We start from the raw sequence: 12,312 nt of genomic DNA on the forward strand, positions 1-12,312 counted from the left end.
GGGCCGCGCGGCGCCAGGCCCCGCGGCCCGACGCGGGCTTACTGAACCGGACAGGCGCTGTCCGTCATGTAGTCGTGGACCGCGATCTCGCCGCTGATGATGCCTTCGCGGGCGGCGTCGATGGCGGCGGCGATCTCCTCGGTGATGAGGGCCTGGTTGTTCTCGTCCACGGCGAGGGCCACGCCGTCCTCCGCGAGGCCGAAGACGCGCAGACCCGGCGTCCATTCGCCCGCCTGAGCCTCCTTGAAGGTGTCGTAGACGGCGGTGTCCACGCGCTTGACCATCGAGGTCAGCACATGGCCCGGATGCAGGGCGTTCTGGTTCTTGTCGACGCCGATGCCGAGCTTGCCCGCGTCGGCCACGGCCTGGAGCACGCCTTCGCCGGTGCCGCCCGCCGCGTGATAGACCACGTCGGCGCCGCGCGCCATCTGCGACTTGGCCAGCTCGCCGCCGCGCACCGGATCGGCCCAGGCGGCGCCGGTGGTGCCGGTCATGTTCTGGAAGACCTCGGCGGCGGGATCGGTCGCCTTGACGCCCTGCACGTAGCCGCAGGCGAACTTGCGGATCAGCGCGATGTCCATGCCGCCCACGAATCCGACCTTCTTCGTCTGCGAGGCCAGGGTGGCCGCGACGCCCGCCAGATAGGAGCCTTCATGCTCCTTGAACACGATGCTGCGCACGTTCGGCAGATCCACCACGGAATCCACGATCACGAACTGGGTGTCGGGGAACTGCGGCGCCACCTTCGAGACCGCGCCCTCATGGCTGAAGCCCACCGAGACGATCGGCGAGAAGCCCTGACGCGCGAAGCGGCTGAGCGCCTGTTCGCGCTGGCTGTCGTTCTGGATCTCGAAATCGCGGAAGTCGACGCTCGTGTCCTCCTTGAACTTCGTCGCGCCGGTGAAGGCGGATTCGTTGAAGGATTTGTCGAACTTGCCCCCCAGATCATAGACGATGGCCGGCTTGAACCCGGCGGCGGAGGCGCCCCCTGCGGCGAGGGCGGAGACCGCGACGGCGAACAGCGTGGAACGGATCATTGAAGGGTCTCCCGACTGAAGGGCCGCGCTTCCGACGCCTTGAAGACGGGCCCGGCCTGACCTTGTGCGGATGAGGATATGCCGATTTCACATGGGCGGTCTACAGGGATCGGATCGGGCTCCGCAGGCGGAGGGGCTTCGTCAAAACGTCCTGGCGCCTCACCAGAAGGCTTGCTCCCGGGCCCGGAAGGACCGAACCTGACGTTCAGGCGATCAGGATCAGGGGCGAGGCCCCGCCGGCCCCCGGGGAGGAAGACCATGTCGAGGAACATCACCCGCCGCAGCCTTCTCGTCCAGGGGGCCGCCCTGGGCGGTCTGGCGGCGCTGCATCCCTTCTCGGCGCGGGCCGCCGCCGGACAGGCGCATCTGCGCATCCTCTCGACCACCGACCTCCATTATCACATCCACGCCTACGACTATTACGCCGACAAGCCCGACGACAGGGTGGGCCTCGCCCGCACGGCCTCGCTGATCGAGGCCGCCCGCGACGAAGCCCGCAACAGCTTCCTCGTGGACAACGGCGATTATCTCCAGGGCAATCCGCTCGGCGACTTCATGGCCTATGGCTCGGCTTCGGTGCGTCAGGGGCCGCACCCCATCGCCGCCGCCATGAACGCCCTCGGCTACGACGCCGGAGGCCTCGGCAACCACGAGTTCAATTACGGCCTGAAATATCTCCAGGAAGTGAACTCCGGGCTGCAACATCCGGTGTTCTGCGCCAATTTCGCCGAAGCGCCTCTGGCGACCAATCCGCTCAAGGACCGCCTACCCTGGCAGCCTTACGGCATCTTCGACCGCTGGCTGATCGACGGCGCGGGCGAACGCCATGTGATCCGGATCGGCGTGATCGGCTTCGTCCCGCCCCAGATCCTGCGATGGGACGCCCGGCATCTCGCGAATTACGCCGCGCGCGACATCGTCGAATCCGCGCGCGTCTGGGTGCCCAAGCTCCGCGAGATGGGGGCTCAGATCGTGGTGGCGCTCAGCCATTCGGGGATCAGCCTGGAACCCCATGAGCCGGGCATGGAGAACGCGTCCTGGCATCTGGCGGGCGTCGAGGGGATCGACGCCATCGTGATGGGTCATGCGCATCGCGTCTGGCCCTCGGGCGATTACGAAGGCGAGGGCCTCGACCGCGAAACCGGCAAGATCCGCGGCAAACCCGCCGTGATGGCCGGATTCTGGGGCTCGCACATGGGGCTCATCGACCTGCTGCTGGAGAAGGACGGCGAAGGCTGGCGCGCCGTCGACGGAAGCTCGGAGGCGCGGCCCATCTTCGAGCGTCAGGCGGATCGCTCCATCAAGCCGCTGGTCGAGGATTACGCTCCGGTCGTCGACGCCACTCAGGAGGACCACGCAGACGCTCTGGAGTACGTCCGCGCCGAGGTCGGGCGCACGGCCTCGCCGCTGCACAGCTACTTCGCCCTCGTCGCCGACGACCCCTCGGTGCAGATCGTCAATCTGGCCCAGATGTGGTATGTGAAGGATCTCGTCCAGGGGACGGAGAACGCGGATCTTCCTCTGATCTCGGCGGCGGCGCCCTTCAAGGCGGGCGGACGCGGCGGACCCGAATATTACACCGACGTCCCGGCGGGCCCCGTGGCGCTCCGGAACGTGGCGGACCTCTATCTCTATCCGAACACGCTTCAGGTGGTGAAGATCACGGGCGCCCAGGTCCGGGAATGGCTGGAGCGCTCGGCGGGGATCTTCAATCAGGTCGCCGCAGAAGCCGAAGACGCGCCCTTGCTCGACCCCGATTTCCCGAGCTTCAATTTCGACGCCATCGACGGCGTGGCCTACGAGATCGACCTGAGCCAGCCTTCGCGCTACGCCGCCGACGGCGCCCTGGCCGATCCGGAGGCGCGGCGCATCGTGAATCTGACCCATCAGGGCGAGCCCATCGACGAGGCGCGGCTCTTCCTCGTGGCGACGAACAATTACCGCGCTTCGGGCGGGGGGAGCTTCCCCGGCGCCGACGGCTCGACCATCGTGATCGAGGCGCCCGACGCCAATCGCGACGTTCTGGTGCGCTACATCCACGAAGAGGGCGAGGTGAAGCCCTCGGCGGACGCCAACTGGCGCTTCAGGGCCCAGCCGGGCGCGAGCGTGGTCTTCGAGACCGGGCCGGGCGCCGCCGCCCATCTGGAGGAGGTCCGCGCCCGGGGTCTGGAGATCGAGGAGGCGGGCGAAGGCGAGAACGGCTTCGCGCGCTACCGCATCCGGCTGTGAGGTCGGGGACGCATCCGGCGCGCGTCAGATCTCGTGCGCCGGCTTCGCCCAGGGTCCATGCGTCTCGGGCCCGCCGTCGAGGCGCTGGAAGCCATGGGCGCCGAAATGGTCGCGCTGGGCCTGGATGAGGTTGGCCGTCCCGCGCCTGGTGCGCATCAGGTCGAACCAGAAGAGCCCGCCCCCCAGAGCCGGGACCGCAAGACCATGCAGCGTCGCGCTCGCGACCACCCGGCGCAACGCCGGAGCCTCCGCTTCGAGACGTCTGGCGAAGACCGCGTCAAGGATCAGATTGCGCTCCGGATCGCGGTCGAGGGCGGCGGCCATGTCGTCGAGCATCGCCGAGCGGATGATGCAGCCCGCCCGCCAGATCCGCGCGATCTCCGCCGAGGGCAAACTCCAGCCGAAATCCGCCGAAGCCGCCGAGATCATCGCGAAGCCCTGCGCGTAACAGAGGATCTTCCCCGCGACCAGCGCCTGCTCCAGCACCGAGACATCGCCGGAGAAGGGCTGCGGCGCAGGTCCGAAGCGGGCTTCTCCGGCCGCGCGCTCCTCCAGCCGCGCCGAGACGTTGCGCGCCATCACCGCCGCCTCCACGACCGGGATCGGCGCCCCCAGACGCGCCCCCTCCACGACCGTCCAGCGGCCGGTGCCCTTCTGGCCCGCGCTGTCGAGGATCACGTCCAGCATGGGCGCGCCCGTGCGCGGATCCTTCGCGGCGGCCACCGCCCCCGTGATCTCGACGAGATAGGATTTCAGCGGCCCCTCGTTCCATTGACGGAAGACTTCGGCGATCTCGTCGGCGGTCATCTCGAATCCGTCGCGCAGGATCCCGTAGATTTCGGCGATCATCTGCATGTCGGCGTATTCGATTCCATTATGCACAGCCTTGACGAAATGCCCCGCCCCCGCCGCGCCGAGCCAGGCCGCGCAGGGAGAGCCGTCGGGCGCGCGGGCCGCGATGGCGGTCAGGATCGGCGCGACGCGGTCCCAGTCGGCCTTGTCGCCGCCGCCCATGATCGAGGGGCCATGTCGCGCGCCCTCCTCTCCGCCCGAGACGCCCATGCCGAGAAAGCGCATCGGCAGGCCGGACGCCCGACGGTTGGTGTCGTGGAAATCGGCGTTGCCCGCGTCGATGACGAGATCCTCGGGATCGAGCAGGGGCGCGAGGGCCGCGATCTGCTGATCGACCGCCGCTCCGGCGGGGACCATCAGGATGATCGCGCGCGGCTTCTCGAGGGCGGCGACCAGCTCCGCGAGGCTTTCCGTCGGGAGGATCCGCGCGGCGAGCTCGCCCGCCTCGGCGTGGAATGCGCGCGTGCGGGCCGTGGTGCGGTTCCAGACCGCGACGGGAAAGCCTTTCTCCGCGATGTTCAGCGCCAGCGCCGAACCCATGGTTCCAAGGCCGATCAATCCGATCTTCGCAGAAGACATGTCCGGACTCCTCAAGCTCCCCTGCTCCGGCGCAGAGCCTGGAGCATTTTCAGGCGAGCCGGAAGGGCTTCGCGTCGCGAACCTGCGCCCGGACAGGAATCCGGACCGCGAGTCGCGCGACGGGAGCCCGTTTAGCGGCCTCCGGAGCGGCCTCGGGCGCCCTCTTCGGGCCCTTCGCCCGCAGGCGATTCCCCGCGCGGCGGCTTCCTGTAAAAAAACATTACAAATTTAGGCGTTTTCCGCGCGGAGGCGCTTGACCATACGACGGATCATGGTCACTCTCCGCACAGGCGAGTTTCCGGTCCCGAGACGTCGCAAACGGGCGCAGGCCGAGGGCCTTCCACGCGAGCGCGCGCAGGAGGCCTCAGGGAGACCCCGGGCCAGGCCGCCTGACTCTCCGGCTGGAGCGAAGGACGCCGGAGGCTCGCGGGCCCCAGGGCGTTCGAGACGGACCGGCGCGCCCGCCCTTCGGGCGAATTCTCGATTTCGCGAAGCCCCGGACGGCTTCGCCCGGAAGATCCCGACCCTCGCGGGACGGCGCGGCTGCGGCCGGTCCGTTCCAGGGCTCCGTCGGGTGCGCGTCCGGCCGCCGCAAGGCCGCCGGACGACGGGAGGCGGGGCGGCCGGACACGCCCCGCCTCTCCCGTCCCCTCCCCCCTTCTCCGCGCGCCGGAAGCCGCCCTGCGCATCCGCCCTGCGAAGCCCCGAGCGCGCTTCGGGATCGGCGTGCGGAGTCCGGAAAATGCGCCCGGCCGAAGAAAATCATGGCGCGCCCTCGCGCAGTGTGAAAACCCTCCGGGATCGCAGCCCGGAAGGAGGATGCAAGACGCCATGCAAAGCCTGATCGCCGAACATGCGCCTTATGTGGCGCTCGCCGTCATGCTGCTCACCTTCGCCGCCTTCCTCTTCGAACGCCATCCGCCCGAAGTCACCGCCGCCGGAGGCGCCGCCGCCTTCGTGATCCTCGGGCTGGTGACGCCCGCCGAGGCCATGGCGGTCTTCTCCAATCCGGCGCCTCTGACCATCGCGGCGATGTTCGTGCTGACCGGGGCCCTCGTGCGCGCCGGAGTGCTGGAGCGCGTCGCCGGGGCGATCATCGAGCTCGCCGGAGACAGCGCGGTCAAGGCGGTGGTCCTGCTGATGGCCGGAACGATGCTCATCGCGGGCTTCGTCAACAACACGCCTCTCGTGCTGATCCTGATCCCCATCGCGATCCGCATCGCGCGGAAATTCGACATCGCCTCGACGCGGCTGCTGATCCCCGTGTCCTATCTGACCATCCTCGGGGGCGCCTGCACGCTGATCGGCACCTCCACCAACCTGCTCGTGGACGGGGTGGCGCGCGAGCATGGGCTCGAACCCTTCTCCATCTTCGAGATCACCCCGGTCGGGATCGTGACGGCGCTGTCGGGCGCGGCGCTGCTGGGGCTTTTCGGGCGCCGTCTGCTGCCCGACCGGCGCGGGTCCTTCGCCCGGCCCGGAGAGGAGGACCAGCAGGAATTCCTCTCCGAGGCCGCGATCCTGGAGGAAGGCCCCCTGACCGGCGGGCCGCTCGGCGAGGCCAGGGCGCTCAAGCCTCTGGGGGTGCGGGTTCTCGGAGTCCGGCGCGGCCAGGAGACCTTCCGCGAGGATCTCGACGGCTTCGTCCCGCGCAAGGGAGACCGGCTGATCCTCTCCGCCAGCGCCTCGGAGCTGCTGACCCTCGCCGCCGACAAGACCCTGCGCGTGGGTCTGCGCCGTCCGGCCGGAACCTCCGGCGAGGCGGTGGCGGCCGAAGCCGTGGTGGCGCCCGCCCATGCGGGCATCGGGCGGCCCATTTCGGAGCTGGGCCTCGGCGGACGCTTCGGCGTGTGGGTGCTCGGGGCGCACCGGCATCAGCATCAGCCGGGGAAGGATCTGGAGAGCGTGCTCCTGCGCCCCGCCGACCGCCTGTTGCTGGAGGGCCCTCCCGCCGGGCTCGACGCCCTCTCGCAACAGGGCTTTCTGGTCTCCGTCACCCGCACGAGCGGCCGGGCCTTCCGGCGCGCGAAGGCGCCCATCGCGATTCTGGCCTTGCTGTCGGTGGTGGCTCTGGCGGCGCTGGGCGTGATGGAGATCGCCGTCCTGGCGATGATCGCGGTGGCGGCGATCCTGCTGCTGCGCTGCCTCGACGGCGACGAGGCCTGGGGCGCGGTGGACGGCTCGATTCTGGTGCTGATCTTCTCGATGCTGATCATCGGGACGGGTCTCCAGCGCAGCGGCGCCGTGGATCTGATCGTCTCGGGGATCGCGCCGGGTCTGGCGGGGCTTTCGCCGCTGACGACCCTGATCGTGGTCTATCTGCTCACCTCGCTGCTGACCGAGATGATCACCAACAACGCCGTGGCGGTGGTGATGTCGCCCATCGTGATCGGTCTGGCCGCGCAGCTGGGGCTGGAGGCGCGTCCCTTTCTGGTGGCGGTGATGTTCGCCGCCAGCGCCAGCTTCGCGACGCCCATCGGCTATCAGACCAATACGCTGGTCTACGGCGCGGGAGACTACCGCTTCGCCGATTTCCTCAAGGTGGGGATTCCGATGAACCTCGTCGTCGGGCTGGCGACCTGCTGGGCCATCGCGGTCTTCTACGGCTTCTGAGGGCCGGGCCCGGGAGGGCGCATCAAGGGATCCTCAAGTCTTTTCGCCCTATTCCTTCTCCGGAGCGCCGAGCCGGCGCCTGTCTCCGGAGCGCGTCGGCATGAGGCTTCTCCCATCCCGAAGGGCCTGCGCGGCGGCGCTCGCGCTCCTGAGCCTCGGCCTCGGCGCTCCGGCGCGCGCCCTGAGCCCCGCAGAGGTGGAGGCGCGCTTCCTGGAGGCTCTGGAGGCCATGGCCGAGGGCCGACCCGAACAGGCGGCGGAGATCTTCGGCGCCCTGCCGCCCGAGTCCGTCACGCCGCGCATCAAGCTGGAGCGGGCGCGGGCGCTGCTCTTCGCGGGCCGCCATGGCGAGGCCCTGCGGCTCTTCCGCGAGGTCCACGACGCCCCCGAGACGCCCCGGAGCGTCAGACGCAACATCCTGCCCTATCTGGAGGCCGCCGAACTGCGCAGCCTGCGCCTGCGCTACGGCGCGCGGCTGACCACCGATTCCAATCCCTCCAGGGTCTCCGAGGGCGGAACGATCTTCTTCAACGGCGTCCCGCTGGAGTATCAGCCCCCCGCCGAGAAGAAGACCGTCACCGGCGTCGAGCCCTGGGTCTCGCTTGAAAAGCTCTGGGAGAGCGACCTCCTGACCAAGCTGCACGCCTCGGCGAGCCTCTTCGAGGACTCCGATCTGAATTCGGCCCGCGCCGATCTCGCCATCGGCCGGGAGCTGGGCTTCGCGCGAGGCGTCTTCCTTCAGGCGAGCCTCGCGGGGGAATGGGCGAAGAACGAGGGCTCCTTCCTGCTGCCTTCGGTCGAGGCCTGGCGGCGGTTCCGGCTCTCCGAGAGCGCGCGGCTCGGGTTCGGCGGACAGATCGGCTATCTGGGCGCCGAGCGCGCGGACCTCTCCGGCGGCTTCTATCGCGGCTACGTCATGGGCGACTGGAGCCTCGCGCCTCAGGCGACGCTCTTCGCTCAGGCCTCCCTTGAGCGGCGCGACAGCCGCAACGGCTTTCACGCCTATACGGCGCCGCGTCTGGAGCTGGGCCTGAGCTTCGAGGCGGGCGGCTTCGAGGCGACGCCGCGCCTCTCCGCGACCCTGACCCGTTACGACGAGCCGCATCTCCTGATCGGCGCGCCTCGCCGCGACGTCACATGGCGGCCCATGCTGACTCTGGCGCATGAAGGGCTCTCCTGGGGCGGATTCCGGCCCGAACTCACGCTGTTCCACGAGCGCCGGGACAGCAACGTCGGGATCGAGGAATACGACCAGTTCGGCGCCTTCCTCAATCTGCGGCGCGTCTACTGAGCAAACCTGTGAAGCTTCCCAAGCCTGATCGGGCGTGGCATGAAGATTCCGCATCAAACGGAAGGCTTTCAGCTTCTCCCCCGTTCAGGAGGCCCAGATGACCAGTCATGTCGCCCGCGGCGGTCTTTCCGTCGCCGCCCCCCTCGCGCGCCTGATCGAGGAGGAGGTGCTGACCGGAGTTTCGCCCGAAGCCTTCTGGAGCGGCTATGAGGCTCTGTTGCGCGATCTGGCGCCGAAGAACGCCCGCCTGCTCGACAAACGCGCCGAGCTTCAGGCGAAGATCGACGCCTGGAGCGAACGCCGCGTCCCCTTCGATCCTGCGGCCTATCGCGCCTTCCTGACCGAAATCGGCTATCTCCAGCCCGAACCCGCTCCCTTCAAGGTCTCGACGGCGAACGTGGATCCCGAACTGGCGCTGATCGCCGGGCCGCAGCTCGTGACGCCGGTGATGAACGCCCGCTTCGCGCTCAACGCCGCCAATGCGCGTTGGGGCTCGCTCTACGACGCGCTTTACGGCACCGACGCCCTGCCCGGCCCCATTCCCTCGGGCGGCTATGATCCGGCGCGGGGGGCTCAGGCCGTCGCCTGGGCGCGGGCGCATCTGGATCGGGTGGCGCCTCTGGCCTCGGGCTCCTGGGCCGATCTCGACAAGCTCTCCGTGCGGGAGGGCGCGCTCGTGGCGAAGGTCGCGGGCGCCGAAACCGGCCTGCGCGATCCCGCCCGGTTCGCGGGCCATCGCGCGACGGGCGACGTGCTCTTGCGCGTCAACGGCCTGCTCATCGAGATCCTGATGGATCCGACCAGCCGCGTCGGCCGGGACGACCGCGCCGGAATCTCCGACATCCGGCTGGAGAGCGCCCTCACCGCGATTCAGGATTGCGAGGACGCCGTCGCCGCCGTGGACGCCGAGGACAAGACCCTCGTCTACGGGAACTGGCTGGCGCTCATGCGGGGCGACCTCGCGGAGAGCTTCGAGAAGGGCGGCGAGACTCTGACCCGCCGCCTGAATCCCGACGTGGAGTTTCTCGATCCTCAGGGACGCCCGGTGGTCCATCCGGGCCGCGCCGTGATGCTGGTGCGCAACGTCGGGCATCTCATGACCACCGACGCCGTGCTGCTCGACGGGAAGGAGACTCCCGAGGGGATCATGGACGCCATGGTCACCGTGGCCGCCGCCCTGCACGACCTCCGGAAGATCGGAGAGGGTCCGCGCAACTCCCGCACGGGATCCGTCTATGTCGTGAAACCCAAGATGCACGGCCCTGAAGAAGTCGCCTTCGCCAACGAGCTTTACGGCCGGGTCGAGGAGATCCTCGGCCTGCCGAAGAACACGGTCAAGCTCGGGGTGATGGACGAAGAGCGCCGGACTTCGGCCAATCTCGCGGCCTGCATCGCGGCGGTGAAGGAGCGCTGCGTCTTCATCAACACCGGCTTCCTCGACCGCACCGGCGATGAAATCCACAGCTCCATGCGCCTCGGCCCCGTGATCCCGCGCAGCGAGATGCGCGGCGCGGCCTGGCTCTCGGCCTATGAGGACGGCAACGTCGACGCGGGGCTGGCGGCGGGGCTCGACGGCCATGGCCAGATCGGCAAGGGCATGTGGGCCAAACCCGACGCCATGGCCGAAATGCTCAAGACCAAGATCGGACATCCCAAGGCGGGCGCCAACACCGCCTGGACGCCCTCGCCCACCGCCGCGACGCTCCACGCCACGCATTATCATCAGGTGGACGTCCATCAGGTTCAGGAGGGGCTGAAATCCCGCGCCGGAGCCTCGCGGGAGGCCCTGCTGACGCCGCCCCTGCTCGCCGGACGCAACCTCCCGCCGGAGGCCGTGCGCCATGAGCTGGACGACGCCTGTCAGTCGATCCTCGGCTATGTGGCGCGCTGGGTGGATCAGGGCGTGGGCTGCTCCAAGGTGCCGGACATCGACGACGTCCCGCTGATGGAGGATCGCGCCACCCTGCGCATCTCCTCGCAGCTTCTGGCGAACTGGCTGCTGCACGGGCTCTGCCGCCCCGAGGAGGTCGAGGACTCGCTCCGGCGCATGGCCCTGCGCGTGGACGGCCAGAACGCCGGAGATCCCGCCTGGCGCCCCATGGCGCCCGCCTTCGACGGCCCCGCCTTCCAGGCGGCGCGGGATCTGATCTTCAAGGGCGCCGGGCAGCCTTCGGGCTACACCGAGCCCCTGCTCCACGCCGCCCGCCGCGCGGCCAAGCGCCTGCACGCCTCCCGAGGGGCTTGACCGGAAGGCTCCGGCCCGACACATCCTTCCGGCCGCCCGCGCCTTTCGGGCGGCCCGACGCCGCCCCGCATCCAGGAGACCCCATCCCATGACGCAGCCGGATCTTGAAGAGATCGAAAGCGAGGAAGCCCTGGCCTGGGTGCGCGCGCAGAACGACCGCGCCCTGACGACCCTGCAGGGCGTCTCCTGTTACGAGCAGATGCATCAGGAGGCTCTGGCCATCGCCGAGGCCCGCGACCGCATCCCCTTCCCGACCTTCCGCCGCCGCAACGGCGTCGAGATCCTCACGAATTTCTGGCAGGACGCGCAGAACGTCCGGGGCCTCTGGCGGCGGACCACCCTGGAGAGCTACCGCCGACCCGAACCGGAATGGGAGACCATCCTCGATCTGGACGCCCTCGCCGCCCGCGAAGGACGCAACTGGGTGATGCGCGGCGCCAACTACCTGCCTCCCGAAGACCGCCGTTGCCTGCTCTCGCTCTCGGACGGCGGCAAGGACGCCGTGGTCCTGCGCGAATTCGACCTGGAGACGAAAGCCTTCGTCGAGGGCGGCTTCGATCTGCCGGAAGCCAAATGCGCCGCCCTCTGGCTGGACGCCGACAGCCTGCTGATCTCCCACGACTTCGGCCCGGAGAGCCTCACCGCCTCCGGCTATCCGCGGTGCGTGCGGCTCCTGCGGCGCGGCTGGAGCCTCGACCAGGCCGAGCCCGTCTTCGAGGGCGAGCGGACGGACATGCTCATCCAGCCCTACGCCCCGCGCGCCGCCGAAGGCGCCCTCAAGGCGATCCTCATCCATCGCTCGATCACCTTTTACGAAAGCGAGACCTGGCTCTGGACGCCCGGCGAAGCGCCGCGCAAGCTGCCCCTGCCCCTGAAGTCGAGCGTTCAGGCTCTGCTGGAGGGCCGCCTGATCCTCTCCACCAACGAGGACTGGACCGCGCCCTCGGGCCAGCGCTTCGAGACCGGCGACCTCTTCGCCTGGGATTTCGACCGCTGGCTCGCCGATCCCGCGACGCCCGCCGAACTGGTGCTGCGTCCGGGCCCGCGCGAAATGGCGGTCGGAGTCTCCGCGACCCGCAACGCCCTGATCCTCACGCGCTTCGTGGAGGTGCGCGGCGCGGTGGAGGTCTGGCGCCCGACGCCCGGCGGCGGCTGGAGCCATGTCCGCCTCGCCCTGCCCGAAAACATCTCGACGAGCGTGGTCTCGGCCTCCGATCTGGACGACCGGCTGCTCGCGCATGTCACGGGCTATCTGACGCCCTCCAGCCTCTGGCTGGCCGACGCCGCCACGGGCGAGGTCGAGAAGCTCAAGACCGCTCCGGAGCGCTTCGACGCCTCGCGCCTGATCGTCGAGCAGCTCGAAGCGCCCTCCAGGGATGGAACCCTGATCCCCTATTGCGTCATCCGCCGGGCCGAGGCCCCCATGGACGGCTCGAATCCCACCCTGCTCTACGGCTACGGCGGCT

The 12,312-nt window shown here is 69.4% G+C and carries 7 protein-coding genes; 5 read left to right on the top strand and 2 right to left on the bottom strand.

Going from position 1 to position 12,312, the window contains the following annotated elements; all coding sequences use genetic code 11:
- Positions 1-38: 38 nt before the first annotated feature.
- The gene (locus PHN62_RS15200) at positions 39-1,037 is read right to left on the bottom strand and encodes a BMP family ABC transporter substrate-binding protein (RefSeq protein ID WP_300152109.1); all 999 of its coding nucleotides are present in this window, start codon (positions 1,035-1,037) and stop codon (positions 39-41) included.
- A 258-nt stretch (positions 1,038-1,295) separates the two neighbouring features.
- Here PHN62_RS15200 and PHN62_RS15205 point away from each other — a divergent pair, with 258 nt between their 5' ends.
- A complete protein-coding gene (locus PHN62_RS15205; RefSeq protein WP_300152111.1) occupies positions 1,296-3,266 on the top strand; it encodes a bifunctional 2',3'-cyclic-nucleotide 2'-phosphodiesterase/3'-nucleotidase in 1,971 nt (656 codons plus the stop codon).
- Between the two features lie 24 nt (positions 3,267-3,290).
- Here the strand turns inward: PHN62_RS15205 and gndA are convergent, their stop codons facing one another.
- Complete coding sequence (gene gndA / locus PHN62_RS15210; protein ID WP_300152113.1) at positions 3,291-4,697, bottom strand: NADP-dependent phosphogluconate dehydrogenase; 1,407 nt, start codon at positions 4,695-4,697, stop codon at positions 3,291-3,293.
- 831 nt (positions 4,698-5,528) lie between these two features.
- Between gndA and PHN62_RS15215 the strand changes: the two genes are divergently transcribed.
- The 4 genes from PHN62_RS15215 to PHN62_RS15230 form a co-directional block, all read left to right on the top strand.
- The gene (locus PHN62_RS15215; protein WP_300152115.1) at positions 5,529-7,310 is read left to right on the top strand and encodes an SLC13 family permease; all 1,782 of its coding nucleotides are present in this window, start codon (positions 5,529-5,531) and stop codon (positions 7,308-7,310) included.
- 100 nt (positions 7,311-7,410) lie between these two features.
- Positions 7,411-8,601: a surface lipoprotein assembly modifier gene (locus PHN62_RS15220; protein WP_300152117.1), complete on the top strand. Its 1,191-nt coding sequence runs from the start codon at positions 7,411-7,413 to the stop codon at positions 8,599-8,601.
- Between the two features lie 97 nt (positions 8,602-8,698).
- Positions 8,699-10,846, top strand: coding sequence for a malate synthase G (locus tag PHN62_RS15225; RefSeq protein WP_300152119.1), 2,148 nt, complete (start codon positions 8,699-8,701; stop codon positions 10,844-10,846).
- Between the two features lie 88 nt (positions 10,847-10,934).
- A partial coding sequence (locus tag PHN62_RS15230) for a S9 family peptidase (protein WP_300152121.1) occupies positions 10,935-12,312 on the top strand: 1,378 nt, incomplete at its 3' end.

Origin of the sequence: Neomegalonema sp. (assembly GCF_028688855.1) — a bacterium.
In the GTDB taxonomy this organism is placed as follows: domain Bacteria; phylum Pseudomonadota; class Alphaproteobacteria; order Rhodobacterales; family Rhodobacteraceae; genus Neomegalonema.

Coding starts and splice junctions, on each gene's coding strand:
- gndA (WP_300152113.1), bottom strand. CDS start 4,697: ATGTCTTCTGCGAAGATCGGATTGATCGGCCTTGGAACCATGGGTTCG.
- PHN62_RS15215 (WP_300152115.1), top strand. CDS start 5,529: ATGCAAAGCCTGATCGCCGAACATGCGCCTTATGTGGCGCTCGCCGTC.
- PHN62_RS15205 (WP_300152111.1), top strand. CDS start 1,296: ATGTCGAGGAACATCACCCGCCGCAGCCTTCTCGTCCAGGGGGCCGCC.
- PHN62_RS15225 (WP_300152119.1), top strand. CDS start 8,699: ATGACCAGTCATGTCGCCCGCGGCGGTCTTTCCGTCGCCGCCCCCCTC.
- PHN62_RS15220 (WP_300152117.1), top strand. CDS start 7,411: ATGAGGCTTCTCCCATCCCGAAGGGCCTGCGCGGCGGCGCTCGCGCTC.
- PHN62_RS15200 (WP_300152109.1), bottom strand. CDS start 1,037: ATGATCCGTTCCACGCTGTTCGCCGTCGCGGTCTCCGCCCTCGCCGCA.